This window comes from Paenibacillus dendritiformis (assembly GCF_945605565.1).
Taxonomy (GTDB): domain Bacteria; phylum Bacillota; class Bacilli; order Paenibacillales; family Paenibacillaceae; genus Paenibacillus_B; species Paenibacillus_B dendritiformis_A.
This window is the reverse complement of the sequence record NZ_OX216966.1, coordinates 1,771,246-1,785,355: the sequence shown is the minus strand read 5'-3', so window position 1 is coordinate 1,785,355 and position 14,110 is coordinate 1,771,246. Positions and strand designations below refer to the sequence as shown.

Here is a 14,110-nt window from a genome sequence, read left to right as displayed (position 1 = left end):
TCCTCGAGGTTCTATTCCCTTTGCCCGTCGTGCACGATCGTGATGAGGCCCCCGTATGCGCAAGTAATCCATCCGTCGCTCAGCAGCGCGGGCGCACCCTCGACCAATACGTTCTCCTTGCCCGATTGCCAGAGCATCCCCGGCGTCACATTGGGCACGCACATCGCTACGCATACGGGCGCCGGAACCTCTTCCGGCGGCGGAGCCTCCTTCTTGATGAACAGGCTGGCGAACCACCCGGCCTCCTCCTGCTTCGGCATCGGCGGCAGCGCGTCGATGACGGCCTGCACCGCAGGGTTCTGCGTGCTCTGACATAGTCCGAACGGCCGGATATTGACCATCGGCACCTGATCCTCCACATTCAATTGCGGCTGATCATGGATGTAATCCCCGTGGCTCGCCGGGACAATGAGCCGAGCGGGACGCGTTCCCTGGCTGCAGGCGCAGAAGGCGCCGTGCACCACATATTTCGGCTCGGCCTGACCCTCGCCGCCTCCGCCGTCCGCCATCATTTCATGCATGTCTATTCCTCCTTATTGTCCGGTCTATTGAACGCTCCGGTTAGCAATCACACTTGCGAACTGAATGCCTCCGATTGGGATATGTCCGAATCTCCACGATCATGCTCCACCTTCTCCAGCCGAATCCCCAGCAGCTCCCTTCGCAGCAGACTTTCGGCCACATCGAGAGGGATAAAGACATGCTTCTCCAGCAAGCCTTGAACCCGGAAAATAGCATGTCCGGCAGCCTTCGCCTGATCGATGACGATGCGCTTGACCGCGCTCGTCTTCTGGAACTCCGTCCGCTCCGACAAGCAGTCGACCCTCGGCAGCAGCAGGAGCCAATATACCTTCTGCATGCTGTGCTTCGGGTCCGACAGGATGGCGCACTTGAACACCAGCTTCGGATCATGCAGTTCCAGCACTTTTTTCACCTCATCCGCCACCAGCACGACCGGCTTGCCGATATAATCGGGGTAGACGCTGTCGGCCTGGCCCTGGACGAACACGATGGTAATGTCCTGAATGTCATCCGCCTGATCCGGCGTCACCTCGATGATCTTATTCGTCGACTTCAAGCCGGCGAAGCGAAACTGCTGATCCGCGCTCTCATCCTGCGCAATGATGAAATAGTCCATATGACCTCCCGCTTCCTATCCATTGATCACTCATGATCACTCGTATTCCCCCGCTGCATCACGCCGAATCAGGCTCGGCACGCTTCGGCAATCACAATGCCCCCGAGCTGCCGCTCGCTCAAGCCGAGTTGCCTCACGTCCTCGGCCGCAAATATCGCGCCTTCCAGCTCCGCATCGGTGAAGCATGCCTCCCTTAAAGCCGCGCCCCGGAAATCCGCCCCCCGCAGATCGGCCCCGCGGAAGCTCGCATGTTCCAGATTGGCATCCTGGAAGCTCGTCTCCATGAAGGGCGGAATATGAAGCTCCTCCGGCACCGGGAAGGACAGTCCTCCCTGAATATGCTCCAGACTCGCGTTCCGCAGGTTCGCCTCCTTGAAGCTCGCCCCATGCACGATGCTGCGGTTCATATCTACTCCTTCCAGATTGGCCCCGCGGAAGTCCGCGCCGATGAACGCGCAGCCCCAGATGGCATTGCCGGCCAGCGTACTTGCGGACAGATTCGCGTAGCTGAAGTTAAGCAAAGAGAAATACATCCCGCTCAGATCCGTCCCGCTGAATACTTCATAGACATATTCGCTCCGCTGGCCCGCGGAGAGCATCTCCCGCAGCTCGCGGCCGTCCTTCTCCCGGACCTCATAGCGATAGACCAGTTCGCTCCGGTCCTTGTATTCGCCGACCATAATATACAGCTCGTCTTCCTTGTCGATGGCGGCGAACTCGTCGCTGCGAACCGCCTCTCTTACCGCATGGCGGGCCAGCTTGACGAGGTATGCCGTATACCAGACGGCCTCGCTCCGCATGACCGCCTCCACATCGGCCGGCATCACCTTGCCAACGTACCTTTTCCCCTGATCCGCAATAGCGCGCGTGAACTCGTCCAGGCGGCCAAACGCCCAACCTGCATCATATTCGGCGGAACAGTCCTCGGCATCCGCATACCACTGCCTGTCATACGCATCAATCCGGCAGCGGTGATCGCCGCTCAAGAGGCGGCTCCGCAGCGCGGAGTAATGAATGTATTTGATTTTTCCTTTGCGCTTCTCGTCCTGCATGCGCCGAATGTGACGGCATAGTTGCTTGAACGACGCGGTGAATTCCGCCGCCAGCCTCTCTCTGTCCCTCATCACGATCTGGTGCAGCGCATGCATGTACTCCCACCGCTTCGCGGCAACGGCCGTATCCATCCAATGCCGCAGCGCCTCATCTCTTGTCACGGCGAATCTCCCTTTCTGCGCGGAGCGCCTTAGTGCCACACTAGTTCGTAAGTACTTTGTTCCCTTTCAACTCTGCGTCTCCCCCGCTATTGAGCACGATTTTGCCGCCTTTCTGGCTCTCGATCGCGATCTCCTCGCTTGCGGTCATCATCAGCGTCTTGTCCGCCCGGATGGTCACGTTCTCCTTGGAGGTCAGCGAGACCTCGTTCTGCCCGGCGATCGTAATCGAGCCGTCCTGGGCAAGCCGAATCATCGCCTGGCCGTTGTTCGCGGAAATCAGCACATGACCGGGGGCCAGCGTGACCTCCATACCCGAAGAGTTACGGAAATACCGGACATTCGGATCGCCCATCCGATCCTGCGAGCCCCCGCCCGCAGCTCCGCCGCCGGACATGCCGCCTTGACCAGCCTGCAATCCGGCTCCTCCCGGTTCGCCCGCATACGAGTTGACCGAGCTGATGGCGAACGCCTCTTCCTCCCGCTCGCTCGGGAACGTCACCCGGACGCTGTCGCCCGCCTCGGGCATGCAATACCAGCCGCTGCCGTCCGCGGAGGCATAGACGGTGGAATACGGGAACCAGCAGGCCTTGCCGGCATCCTGCTCCTTGTCGATATCAAGCCGCACCTTCACCTTGTCGCGGTTAATGGCCAGCACCGTGCCGCCTATTGATGCGCCGCGGATCGCGTCATTGTACGGCGATTGCCGGTTCAAGCCTTTGCGGGTCGTAATGGTGTAGGTGTGCTTGACGCTTCCCCGGTCCATCGTGGACACGGCCTTGCCGACATAGAGCCGCGCCCCTTGGAAATCAACGGCATCGCCCAGATGCAGCCATTGATCCGTCGTAATCTCATAGAAAATAAAATCGCTCTCCATCGCATTTCGGCGGACATTTTTATGGTAGCTCATATAGTCGGCCAGCTTTTTCGTAATGACATAGTTGGAAGGAGACAGCTTCTTGACCGCCCCGGTATCCGGCAGGCCGAAGCTGAATTTGATATCCTTGAAGTTCTCGGCCGGCACGACCACCGTATCGAGACGGGAGGCCAATCTTTTCAGCAAGGCCCAGTCCGTTTCCTTGTACTGCACGACCAAGGCGCCGAGGGGAGGATTTTGTTCCGACGTATAGTTCACGTCGTAATTCGAGTAATCGCCGCCCAGATGGCGGACGAGCTGGTTGTAGGTCATCGTGGCGTCCTGGAACGACCGGTTCTTCACGCGGATATCGAGCATGACCGTGCTTGTCAGCGCTTCCGCATAGACGGAATAGACGTCCCGCGACTTCTCGATCCGCATCTCCGACAAAATGCCGGAGAACAAGACCCTCTCCTCGCCCTGCTCCGTGATCTGCACGACTTGAACCGGCGTCTGCTCATTCATGGCGAACAAATCATTGTCCTTATGATCCTCCGGCATTCGGCCCGTGAACGTGAGCTTCCCATGCTCGTTCACCTCTTGCACGATAGACATGTCCAACAGCTGCATATGGGGAAAAGGGGCAATTCTCACATTTTGATAAGATAATTGGGATACGCTCATCCGCGCGCCACCTCCATCGAATCGATCATTTCCTGGGCAATGCAAGACCACAGCTTGCTGTCCTTCCCGCTGCAATTGATGTTCCCGATAAGCCGCTTGCGCCCCGCATCCGCGAAAAACAAAAAGTTAAACACCTTCCCGTGCGCCACCGGGTTCAAAAACGCGCAGTAGTGAATGTGCCGTCCGTTCACCTCCTTCACGCCATCCTCCACCCATTCGGTGTTCAGCTCCATGCTCTTCATATTGCGAATCATCTCGCTCTTCATCGCCTTCATATCGATGGGCTGCCCGGGATGATCCGTGTACTGCAGGATGATATTGACGGCATGGGCTTCGTTCCGGTACACCTTCTGCTGCTCGGTGTCGAGCGCGCAGACGAGGAACTCCCCAGGGAACAAGAAACGGATACCCGGTTGAAAAAAGCTTGCCGGTTGGAATTCAACGGAAGCGCCGGCTATATCGATGCGCCCGCTCCGCACTCCTTCCCGAATCTCCTGCAGCCACTGCACTTCCCTCTCCTCGCGGGTCCGTTCGGCCTGCGCCTCGCGATCCGTATCCTCGCGTGCCTCCCGCCTGCGGCTGTTCTGCTGCTCCAGCCTTTTCTTCGCCTGCTCCAGCTCAATTATCTTCTTGTCCAGATGCGTCATCGCCTGACTCCTCCTCGAATCGTCGCCTGATGGGATGCTTGTGCTGCAGACTTCCCATTCTTCGATAAATTTGAATAAATATCCATTGAAGGTTACTTATGATATCGGCATATTTGGGTAAATTTTTCAGTTTCTTGTAGCCATTAAATCGATGGACAGAGACAAAAAAAGATGGTCCCCGATTTACTCGGAAACCATCTGCTGGCACGGGCGCATGCCGCCCCGCCTTCGGCACATTCATGCCGGCTCATGTATAATGGTGGATGAGAACGATTGACTATGATTCCATACTTGGAGGCAGTTCACTTGAAAAACTTACTTGTTACCGGCTACCGCGCACATGAGCTCGGCATTTACAATAACAAGCATCAAGGCATCCATTACATTCGCAAAGCGATCGCAGCCCGGCTGATCCCCCTGCTGGAGGAAGGACTCGAATGGGTCATCACCCCGGGCCAATACGGGGTCGATCTGTGGGCTTGCGAAGCCGCGCTCGCGCTGAAGGCGCAATATCCGCATCTGAAATGCTCGATCATTACAGCCTATAGCCAGCAGGCGGAGCAATGGAATGAAGAGAAAAAAGCATTCTTCGATCAGCTTGTTCAGCAGGTCGATTATTACGGCGCAGTCAGTAACGGCCCATACATCGGAAAATGGCAGTTCGTCGCCAGAGACGATCTGTTGTTCCGCAAGACCGACGGCATTCTTCTCGTCTACGATGAAGACGCCGGGGAAGCGAGCCCCCGCTTCGTCCAGGAGCGCGCGCTTCAGAAGCAGGCCCAGGACGGCTATATGTACCTCCGCATCGGAGCCGAAGAGATCCAGGCAATCGCAGAGGAAGAGCAGCTCGACGCCTTCGGCGGGTGCTGAAGTCCGGCTGCATCGTGCTGCAGAGTGGCGCGCTGGCTTGAAAGCTGTCGGGGCTGCCAACCGCTCGAAGCTAGAGCGTCTGCCTTTTGTGGAACTCCCTCAACACGATCGGCTCCTCTTCAAAAAAACGGACAAGCTCTTGAATCCGGGCAATCGTGCTCCAACTGAAATGATGCTCAATCTGCTCGACTTCCTGGTGGATCTGTTCTTCCTGAACGCCGATCTGCCGCAAAAACTTCTCCAGCAATTGATGCCGGTTGAACAGTTGTTGTCCTACCTGGAACCCTTTATCCGTCAAGCAGATTCTCCCGTATTTCTCATATTGCACATATCCCGATTTCCCCAGCTTCTGCGCCATTTTGGACGCGGAGGAATCATGAATGGACAGAGCTTGCGCGATATCCGAGACTCTTGTGAACCCTTTGGCTCTGGTCAACAGGTAGATCTGTTCGAGATGATCCTCCATACCCGGGGTTCGCATGCCCTCCCCCCTTTTCTGAATCGCGATCAGGCTCGTTGCCTACCGGCAGTTCATGCTTCAAGCGCGCTCCCCCTCTTGCGAGAAACGGAAACGCACTTGGCCTAGTCCTTTTATGATTTGCTTAATTCGCTATGCATAAGTTCAAGGTTATACTCCAAATATTTGATATACGTATCGACTTCTTCTCCCCGCTGCCCGATTTCATCGGAGTAAATCCGCTTCTCGGCGATGCGGACGCCTGTCTCGTTCGAGACGGTCTCCATTGGGCGAGTGTCCACATTGGATTCGATAAAGAGAACCGGCACTTTATGCTCCTTAATAAACTCAACCAGCGATTTAATCTGGGTTGGCGAACCGTTCTCTTCCGTGTCAATCTCCCAAATATACGCTTCCTTCAGTCCATAGTGCGTCGTCATATATTGGAATGCGCGTTCGCTCGTAACCAGAATGCGGTTCTCTTCCGGGATGGAATTGATTTTTTCCTCATATTCCTTATCAATCTCTTTGAGCTTGCTGATATATTCATCTGCCCGCTTCTGGTAATTCTCTTTGCGTGCAGGATCCTTCTTCATCAGAGCATCCCGCATATCCTCCGCCATCTTGATGCCGACGGCAGGGTCGATGAACGCGTGAGGATTAATCTCTTCTTCATGACCGTCTTTGCCGCCGATGTACATCGGTTCTACGCGTTCCGTCAGGTTGAACACGTTCTCCTCTTTTTGGCCGACGGATTCGACCATTTTGAAGAACCAGCCGCTTTTGCCGCCCTCCAGATTCAAGCCATTATAGAAAAGGACATCCGCATCCGTCGCTTTTTTAATATCCTCCGGCAGTGGCTCATACTCATGCGGATCCGTGCCCGTTGGCACCAGATTGTGAACCTCTACATCTTCGCCGCCAATTTCCCGGGCGAAGTCCTCAATAATCGTGAACGAAGTGACTACCTTCAATGGCCCTTCCTTCGCTGACTCGGAAGCTGCATCCGAAGAAGCCGGAACGTCCCCGGATTTGCCCGAATTCGCTTGCCCGCATGCGGCCAGCACCAGCAGTGCCGCCATCGCTGACAGTAACATGAATTTTCTTATCATTTTCATTTTCCTGAACTCCTTTTATTATCATGATTTATCCTTATCCCGTTATTACTTCCCGACGGCCATTCTCCGCTTGTTCATCTTCAGCATGCGCCGAATCACGCCTTGCTTCGGAGAGAACAGAAACGCCAGCAAAAAGATGGACGTCGTCGCCAACGCAATAACCGGGCCGGACGGCAGATTGTAGAGAAAGCTGACATACAAGCCAATCATCGAAGACAAGGCGCCAAAGAACATTGCGAGCCCAATCATCGTGGATAGTCTATTCGTGAGCAAGTACGCGGTGGACGCCGGCGTAATCAGCATCGAGACAACCAGAATGACGCCTACTGTCTGCAGGGACGCTACCGTGACGAGTGTCAGCAGAATCATAATTGAATAGTGGATAAGGCGCGTTTTCAGCCCATAGGCCGCAGCCATCGTCTCATCGAAGCTCGAGACCAGCAGTTCTTTGTAGAAGAGCAGGACCGCCAGCAGCACGATGCCTCCGACGGCAACGGTCAGCCACATATCCGATGCCCGCACCGACAGGACATTCCCGAACAAAATTTGTGTCAAGTCGGTGGCGCTCTTGGCGCTCGTAATCAGAATGATGCCGAGAGCAAAGGCGGCGGAGAACACCAGCCCGATGGAAGAATCGCTCTTGACGCGGCTGTTCTGATTAATGACTCCGATCCCGACCGCCGTCAAAATCCCCGATACAACCGCCCCATAGAAGTAATTGATCCCCAGCATATAGGAGATTGCGACACCCGGAAGAACGGCGTGAGAGATTGCGTCTCCCATGAGCGCCATCCCCCGCAATACGATAAAGCAGCCGATAACGCCGCAAATAATGCCAACAATAATCGAGGTGACAAAGGCTCGCTGCAAAAACTCATAGGCCATTAAATCTTGGATAAATTCCATCACATTCCAACCCCCAATTTCCCTATCATCGCAAACGGCGTCTGATAGGCTTCCTGCATCAATTCCGGGCGGAAGACGTGATCGACAGGCCCGCAGCCGATCAATTCCTTATTCATCAATATCAGATTGTCGAAGTAGCTTTCCACTTTGCTCAAATCGTGGTGGACGACGAACACCGTCTTCCCTTCATCCCGCAGCGTCTTCAAAATATCAATGATGACGTTCTCGCTGGCGACATCAATCCCGACAAACGGCTCGTCAAGGAAGAAGTACTCCGCCTTCTGGGCAAGCGCACGCGCCAGGAACACCCGCTGCTGCTGGCCGCCGGACAGCTCGCCGATCTGATTGTTTTTGAATTTCTCCATGCCGACCTTACGGAGACATTCGAGAGCCCATTCTTTATCTTGCTTGGCGGGCCGCCGGAATAGGCCGAGGGTCGGGAACGTCCCCAGCAGCACCGTATCCTTCACGATAATGGGGAAGTCCCAATCGATCTTGGAGCGCTGCGGCACATAGGCGATTTTTTTGCGCATCGAGGTAAGCGGCTCTCCACCCAGCGTAATCTCGCCGCCGTCGCGGGGAATGAGATTGAGCATGGCCTTCATCAATGTCGACTTGCCCGCCCCATTCGGCCCGAGGATGCCGATAAGCTTGCCGGTCTGCAGCGAGAAGCTTACATCTTTGATGACTTCTTTTCCGTAATACGATATGTGCAAATTTTTCACATCTATAGTTTGGGGCATGTTTTTCCCTCCTCCATAAAACATGTTTTTATACAAAAATGTTTGCCTAGTGAAACTTATTTATTATCTTAGACCATCTCGTAGGAAAAGTAAAGGCTGGTTATTGTTTTTTGGAGGGAAAGAGTTTCGTAAAAAATGCAGGGTCCTTTCGTCTGCGGTGCAGAAGGCATAGCAAAAAAACCCGGCACTGGCATTTCCAGCACCGGGTTCGGGTTCACTTCCAAAAAAACTTCCACTTGCGACATGCAATTTCATAAGGATTCCATCTTGTTACGGTTGTTAAAAAAGGATTACAAGTCACTTTAATAAGTGAGAAGGAAAAAGTTCAGCGCTGAGTCTTCCTCTCACAATTCATAAATAAAATCGGGAGGTTATTTACTATGGAAGTTAGAGAATACGTCACTGAGTTAGATCTAAACATGTCAGAAATTCAAGACATGCGAGCTACACAGTACGCCATTTTTGAAGGAGGCTTCGGGAAAGAAAATAATCCAAATTCCGTAAAATATATTGCGGATCAAATTGGTGACAAAGCAACAGCTGTAGGGTTCATTTTTCTTAGATACACCGCAGTTGGGATAGCAACAGGGATCATCAATGTAATAGCCGGAATAGCTAGTACTGAAAAAAGCCGATTGAAGACGCTTGTTCGGGATGGACACTATCACATGCAAAAACTTGAAAACTTTCTACGGGATTATAAAGAATTTGATCGAATTAAAGTTAAACTGCCTTTCATTGAATATAATACGGTAGATGGCAAGATTCGATTCGTCATTGGTGAAGGACTCATTACGGGTGCTCGTTACAAAAATGGTGGCTGGATTTCTGATATGTAACAACTGAAATAAAAGAGGCGGCCTCTCCAAATAGAGGACGCTTTTTTACCTGCAAGATGCACTTATTTACTCTCTGTTTCAAACAAGTGACTAATGGTTCCAAAATCAAAATCGTTTGTAATCCTATAAGTTCTCCCTTTATTTGTCTTATAATGGAACGTATCCACGATTCCAAGGTCGGTAACCATTATCACGTATTGCAGTCCATACACATTCCCAAAGTTCAAGTAAACCCTTTCCCTCTGTGACAGGCGTTCGGGGCTATCCTCCCTTTTCATTTCAATTTTGGAGTAAATCTGGAGTACTTGTTCCCTCTCTTCTTTATCATATATTCTAAAGCTTGAATCTCTAGAAGACTCGCCCTGAATCGCCTTACTAAGGAAGAGATACTCGATCTCTTCTTCTTTGACATGCTCTTTAACTAATTGATTAAATGAAATCACTTCGGCCGTATGATTTAGCTTGGGAATATACAGTGCACCAATGATGAACACAACGACAAGAAGAAGTGTGGCTTTCCCGTATTTTTTCATGAAGCTACTCAAAAACACCCTCCCTTTCATTGGTTTATTCAGATATAAAATATGATGTCAATTCCGAAAAATCCACTTTCTGCACATCCTCCATTGTATTTCACCTCCCTCTTTTGAAATATTTATTCGCCGTTTCATTCCACCATTTCCCACATTACCATACGTTTGGAATAAGATGCTAGTGATTAGTAGTTGCTTTTGCTTTATAAGATAGAGGTGTTGTCGCTACAGTGCCAAAATACTCTAAGATAAGCAAAAAACCCGACACCGGCCTGCGCCAGCATCGACTTACCGAGCCGTTAATTCGAGCATTTTTTCTCCAATTATTACAGATATAATCTAATGATTGTTTCTTAGAACCTATAGACGGTTCCATTTTCTTGTAATAACATGTAATTCAAACAAAGCTTCCCATGTGCAGAGCTTGAACGGAAACATAGGTTCGCAACATTTTATCCCGACAACATCCCGTAAATACGCTGGAATGTCCGAAACCATGGACTCTGTCTTCCGAAGCGGAGCGTCCGGTTCTTGGATGGAAATTTGTCCAATGGCCCCCAGCAGATTATAAGCAACGAGGCCTGTACACAAAACCAGATCGTTCGTGGCAAACTTGCCGGAAAGCAATCGCTCCAAATTTAAATCCGTCTTGGGTTCGCTGTGAAACTGCTCGCTGATAGCGTGGTCACGGAAAAGCTTAATCACTTGCCAAGGCGGACACCGTAGGGTGGTGAAAAACACCTGCACCTCAATCTTGGGCACCAGCAGGATTTGTCCATCGGCTTCCACGATTCGTTCAATTACCTGGTAGACTACGCGAATGGGGCGCTCCAACTTTTTGTCGGTCCATTCCATGGAGCCCAGGTAAACACGCTTGCCTTCTCGTTCTTCATAACACATCCCGTCTTTTCTGGCGATCTTCAGCCATTCTTCCGGCGACTCCCGGCGCAGGTTGCGTTTGATGATGAAATCCACCTCTTCGCTCAGGCAGAAGACATTCAAATTCTCCAGCGCATCGTTGCCGGCATCCATGCGCACGAGCAGTGGCAGGTCGGTGATACGGCGGGCATACTCCAGGCTGTGCGACAGAAACGCGGCGGCTTCTTTTTGCACATGAGTGCCACCGGTATGGGCGGTCAGCATCTCCACAGACTGATTCAGGGTGGTTCTGCAATTGATATTTCCTGGTAAAATGTAGGGAGTGTATTATTTGCAAATAATTAAGGAGGGAACAGAATGTCAAAATATAAGAGGCCTATCCTCTATATTGCAATTATATTATGGTTATGTGTGTATGGAACCAGATTTTACGATCAGACTAGAACTTTCTCATTTAATGATTTGATTATGGAGCACATTGATGGAACAGAAATTGACTCAATCTATATACTAAAATCGAAAGAGATACAACACTATAGTATTGGAAGTGTAAAAGAAAAAAAAGAAATTGAGCTAGTAATTAGTATTGGAAGTGTAGAAGATAAAAAAGAAATTGAATTAGTAATGAAATCACTTCCTGAACTAAAAGTAAAGAAGGCCACTTTTGCTCATGCTTTCCCTAGGCCTCCAAAATATCAACTTAGGATTAAGGGGGAAGACGGGGAGTTATTGGACTTTACTATTTCTGAGAATGGTGAAATTTCACTACATGATCATGAAAAATCCAAAACTAAAGAATACAAAATTACAAATGAATTCGTGTTTGATAAGTTAAAATTCCTAGATCAATTTTTAAAGGAAATAGAAGAAAGTAAGAGATAACAGACAGTTATCTCTTACTTTTCTACCTAGATTATTGATCAGTAGCCCAGTCACCACCACGATAATGAACCCCGGTGACTTGGCCCTGGCCAATAACGAATCGAATATCACCATCAACATGGTAGTACTGAAGAAATGGAAGCTTTACTCTGCGGAAAGGTTCGATCTGATCAAAGTCGCTTTTCCCCTGGCAAAGTAGCCTCCAGATACGCATAGACCACATCCGGGTGAGTGACCGTGGGTTGATGCATGCCGGGAAGCGAGGAACGAATCAGGCGTTTGGCAATCCGGGTATGAGAAATGAGCAAGCCAATGAGGGCGAGACCGGAATGGGCGGTCAGCATCTCCACAGAATGATCCAGGGTGGTTCTGTAATTGATATTTCCTGGTAACATGTAGGGAGTGTATATTTGCAATAATTAAGGAGGGAACAGAATGTCAAAATATAAGAGGCCTATCATCTATATTGCAATTATATTATGGTTTTGTGTGTATGGAACCAGATTTTACGATCAGACTAGAACTTTCTCATTTAATGATTTGATTATGGAGCACATTGATGGAACAGAAATTGACTCTATCTATATACTAAAATCGAAAGAGATACAACACTATAGTATTGGAAGTGTAAAGGAAAAAAAAGAAATTGAATTAGTAATGAAATCACTTCCTGAAATGAAAGTACAAAAGGGCAGTTCTGGTCTTGTTTTCCCTGAGTTTCCAAGATATCACCTTACGATTAAGGGGGAAAACGGAGTGTTATTGGGATTTTTTATTTCTGAGAAGGGGGAAATTTTACTTTATGATTATGAAAAATCCAAAGATAAAACTCAAGAATACAAAATTACAAATGAATTCGTGTTTGATAAATTAAAATTCCTAGACCAATTTTTAAAGGAAATAGAAGAAAGTAAGAGATAACATACAGTTATCTCTTACTTTTCTACCTAGATTATTGATCAGTAGACCAGCCACCACGGCGATAATGAACCCCAGTGATTTGGCCCTCGCCAATAACGAATCGAATATCACCATCAACATGGTAGTACTGAAGAAATGGAAGCTTTACTCTGATGATATCATATTCTTTATTATTATCCATGAAATTGAGAAGGTTGATCAAGTACGTGTTTCCGTTATCAAGATACTTCCTAAGTACGGATCTTCCATTGAACGTCATTTCAGTGAGTACAGCGACAATAGTTGTTGCCCACCCCAAAGCAGTGTAATTTCTCGCCATAGCCAGAAATCCCATAGCTGTAGCATAACCACCCAGTCGCCAAGACAGGTCATTAGTATCTACATCATTTTTAAATCCTTCACTGTAAATGGTTTCTTGTGCTTTCAAGAGTTGTACAATATCATTATACTTCAGTTCGACTTCTTCCGGATATTCTCTACCTCCAGAATACATAGGTGAATACATAGTGAAATCCCTCCAATTTGATATTATTGTGTCAAGAAAATTTGCTTCATCGATGAATTTTTCCCTTCACCCTGCTTCTACAACCGCATTGATCCATGTCTTTCTGGCATGTCACTCTCTCCTTTAAATGTATTTTAGAGGTAATCGGGAGGATCAGTGGTCAAAATTCATCCTCAGAATTTATCGAGCACTGCCAAACTATCCTCTTACTAATTGAGGAGTTTTAAATTGATTTATAACAACTACTAATTTTTTTAAATCCATGCGTATTCTAGATTCGGAAGTTCTTGTATAACAAAAATGGGCCAACCCGGGTCTTGGGTTGACCTAAAGTGGACTATCCCTCTGTCATCCTTGATAATTTTTTTGGGACAGCTTTATATTTTTTAATCATTAATTTCTCCCCTTTTAATTAGCTCTATAAGTCCTAGTATCATAGCTTGAAGGGCATCTTCCTTTGGCATTTTTATATATCGACTAAGGTAAATCATCTCACTTTCGTACAGCTTAATGATTTCCATCATGGCATTCTGGTCGCCTTCCCTCGCTTTATTAATCAGCTCCATAAACTCGAGTTTTGAGATAGAAGTTTGAGAGATTTTCGTTTCCATTTATTCACCCCCTGCTGCGTGATATTCATTTCGGAAGCAATTTCTTTTTCGCTTTTATTTTCGACATATATTTTTATAAGTATCTGTCTCGCCTTGGGTGATTCTAAGGAGTTAATTAATTCAGTAACAAATAATTTCGAATCCGCCTCGTCTAAAAAGCTCGACCCTTTAATAATGTCTAATTTGAGTTGTCCTTCCCTAGTTAGAGTAACCTTAGAGCGATATTGTAATCTCCATGCAATTCTCCTTAATTCTTTTTTGTAGAAATCATACAGAGACAATCCATGCAATTACAGCACCCCCTAAATAA

The 14,110-nt window shown here is 49.1% G+C and carries 20 protein-coding genes; 4 read left to right on the top strand and 16 right to left on the bottom strand.

Annotation, left to right across the window (positions count from 1 at the left end; all coding sequences use genetic code 11):
* Window positions 1-11 precede the first annotated feature (11 nt).
* The 5 genes from NNL35_RS07715 to NNL35_RS07695 form a co-directional block, all read right to left on the bottom strand.
* The gene (locus NNL35_RS07715; RefSeq protein WP_006678797.1) at window positions 12-521 is read right to left on the bottom strand and encodes a DUF4280 domain-containing protein; all 510 of its coding nucleotides are present in this window, start codon (window positions 519-521) and stop codon (window positions 12-14) included.
* A 47-nt stretch (window positions 522-568) separates the two neighbouring features.
* Entirely contained in the window at window positions 569-1,138 is a 570-nt protein-coding gene (locus NNL35_RS07710; RefSeq protein WP_006678798.1) for a hypothetical protein, read from the bottom strand.
* Window positions 1,139-1,206: 68 nt separating this feature from the next.
* On the bottom strand, window positions 1,207-2,352 hold the full coding sequence (locus NNL35_RS07705; RefSeq protein WP_006678799.1) for a pentapeptide repeat-containing protein: 1,146 nt from the start codon (window positions 2,350-2,352) through the stop codon (window positions 1,207-1,209).
* Between the two features lie 40 nt (window positions 2,353-2,392).
* On the bottom strand, window positions 2,393-3,889 hold the full coding sequence (locus NNL35_RS07700) for a contractile injection system protein, VgrG/Pvc8 family (RefSeq protein ID WP_006678800.1): 1,497 nt from the start codon (window positions 3,887-3,889) through the stop codon (window positions 2,393-2,395).
* Window positions 3,886-4,536: a hypothetical protein gene (locus NNL35_RS07695; RefSeq protein WP_006678801.1), complete on the bottom strand. Its 651-nt coding sequence runs from the start codon at window positions 4,534-4,536 to the stop codon at window positions 3,886-3,888. Before NNL35_RS07695 ends, NNL35_RS07700 begins: the two co-directional genes overlap by 4 nt.
* 306 nt (window positions 4,537-4,842) lie before the next feature.
* Here NNL35_RS07695 and NNL35_RS07690 point away from each other — a divergent pair, with 306 nt between their 5' ends.
* The gene (locus NNL35_RS07690; protein ID WP_006678802.1) at window positions 4,843-5,406 is read left to right on the top strand and encodes an SLOG family protein; all 564 of its coding nucleotides are present in this window, start codon (window positions 4,843-4,845) and stop codon (window positions 5,404-5,406) included.
* A gap of 70 nt (window positions 5,407-5,476) precedes the next feature.
* Here NNL35_RS07690 and mntR read toward each other — a convergent pair whose 3' ends face one another.
* The 5 genes from mntR to NNL35_RS07665 all read right to left on the bottom strand — a co-directional run bounded on the left by mntR (window position 5,477) and on the right by NNL35_RS07665 (window position 8,875).
* Window positions 5,477-5,887 carry a transcriptional regulator MntR gene (gene mntR, locus NNL35_RS07685; RefSeq protein WP_040733461.1) on the bottom strand — a complete coding sequence of 137 codons (411 nt, stop codon included), beginning with the start codon at window positions 5,885-5,887 and terminating at the stop codon, window positions 5,477-5,479.
* Window positions 5,888-5,997: 110 nt separating this feature from the next.
* Window positions 5,998-6,981: a metal ABC transporter solute-binding protein, Zn/Mn family gene (locus tag NNL35_RS07680; RefSeq protein ID WP_006678804.1), complete on the bottom strand. Its 984-nt coding sequence runs from the start codon at window positions 6,979-6,981 to the stop codon at window positions 5,998-6,000.
* Between the two features lie 45 nt (window positions 6,982-7,026).
* Window positions 7,027-7,887 carry a metal ABC transporter permease gene (locus NNL35_RS07675; protein ID WP_006678805.1) on the bottom strand — a complete coding sequence of 287 codons (861 nt, stop codon included), beginning with the start codon at window positions 7,885-7,887 and terminating at the stop codon, window positions 7,027-7,029.
* Window positions 7,887-8,630, bottom strand: coding sequence for a metal ABC transporter ATP-binding protein (locus NNL35_RS07670; protein WP_006678806.1), 744 nt, complete (start codon window positions 8,628-8,630; stop codon window positions 7,887-7,889). Before NNL35_RS07670 ends, NNL35_RS07675 begins: the two co-directional genes overlap by 1 nt.
* Window positions 8,631-8,698: 68 nt before the next feature.
* On the bottom strand, window positions 8,699-8,875 hold the full coding sequence (locus tag NNL35_RS07665) for a hypothetical protein (protein ID WP_254553125.1): 177 nt from the start codon (window positions 8,873-8,875) through the stop codon (window positions 8,699-8,701).
* A gap of 135 nt (window positions 8,876-9,010) precedes the next feature.
* Here NNL35_RS07665 and NNL35_RS07660 point away from each other — a divergent pair, with 135 nt between their 5' ends.
* Window positions 9,011-9,469, top strand: a complete 459-nt coding sequence (locus tag NNL35_RS07660) for a hypothetical protein (RefSeq protein WP_006678807.1) — start codon at window positions 9,011-9,013, stop codon at window positions 9,467-9,469.
* Between the two features lie 62 nt (window positions 9,470-9,531).
* Here NNL35_RS07660 and NNL35_RS07655 read toward each other — a convergent pair whose 3' ends face one another.
* Both NNL35_RS07655 and NNL35_RS07650 read right to left on the bottom strand, forming a co-directional pair.
* Window positions 9,532-10,002 carry a hypothetical protein gene (locus NNL35_RS07655; protein ID WP_006678808.1) on the bottom strand — a complete coding sequence of 157 codons (471 nt, stop codon included), beginning with the start codon at window positions 10,000-10,002 and terminating at the stop codon, window positions 9,532-9,534.
* 360 nt (window positions 10,003-10,362) lie between these two features.
* Window positions 10,363-11,151, bottom strand: coding sequence for a transposase (locus tag NNL35_RS07650; protein ID WP_050979479.1), 789 nt, complete (start codon window positions 11,149-11,151; stop codon window positions 10,363-10,365).
* A gap of 87 nt (window positions 11,152-11,238) precedes the next feature.
* Between NNL35_RS07650 and NNL35_RS07645 the strand changes: the two genes are divergently transcribed.
* The gene (locus NNL35_RS07645; RefSeq protein ID WP_254553122.1) at window positions 11,239-11,763 is read left to right on the top strand and encodes a hypothetical protein; all 525 of its coding nucleotides are present in this window, start codon (window positions 11,239-11,241) and stop codon (window positions 11,761-11,763) included.
* 170 nt (window positions 11,764-11,933) lie between these two features.
* Here NNL35_RS07645 and NNL35_RS07640 read toward each other — a convergent pair whose 3' ends face one another.
* On the bottom strand, window positions 11,934-12,113 hold the full coding sequence (locus tag NNL35_RS07640) for a hypothetical protein (RefSeq protein WP_254553120.1): 180 nt from the start codon (window positions 12,111-12,113) through the stop codon (window positions 11,934-11,936).
* An 85-nt stretch (window positions 12,114-12,198) separates the two neighbouring features.
* Between NNL35_RS07640 and NNL35_RS07635 the strand changes: the two genes are divergently transcribed.
* Complete coding sequence (locus NNL35_RS07635; RefSeq protein WP_254553117.1) at window positions 12,199-12,684, top strand: hypothetical protein; 486 nt, start codon at window positions 12,199-12,201, stop codon at window positions 12,682-12,684.
* 31 nt (window positions 12,685-12,715) lie between these two features.
* On the opposite strand, the gene NNL35_RS07630 is transcribed toward NNL35_RS07635, so the two are convergent.
* From NNL35_RS07630 to NNL35_RS07620, 3 genes are all read right to left on the bottom strand, one after another.
* Window positions 12,716-13,189, bottom strand: a complete 474-nt coding sequence (locus tag NNL35_RS07630) for a hypothetical protein (protein ID WP_006679689.1) — start codon at window positions 13,187-13,189, stop codon at window positions 12,716-12,718.
* 386 nt (window positions 13,190-13,575) lie between these two features.
* Window positions 13,576-13,800, bottom strand: coding sequence for a helix-turn-helix domain-containing protein (locus NNL35_RS07625; protein ID WP_006679688.1), 225 nt, complete (start codon window positions 13,798-13,800; stop codon window positions 13,576-13,578).
* Window positions 13,746-14,081, bottom strand: coding sequence for a sigma factor-like helix-turn-helix DNA-binding protein (locus NNL35_RS07620; RefSeq protein ID WP_006679687.1), 336 nt, complete (start codon window positions 14,079-14,081; stop codon window positions 13,746-13,748). The genes NNL35_RS07625 and NNL35_RS07620 overlap by 55 nt, the downstream gene beginning before the upstream one ends.
* Window positions 14,082-14,110: the final 29 nt, after the last annotated feature.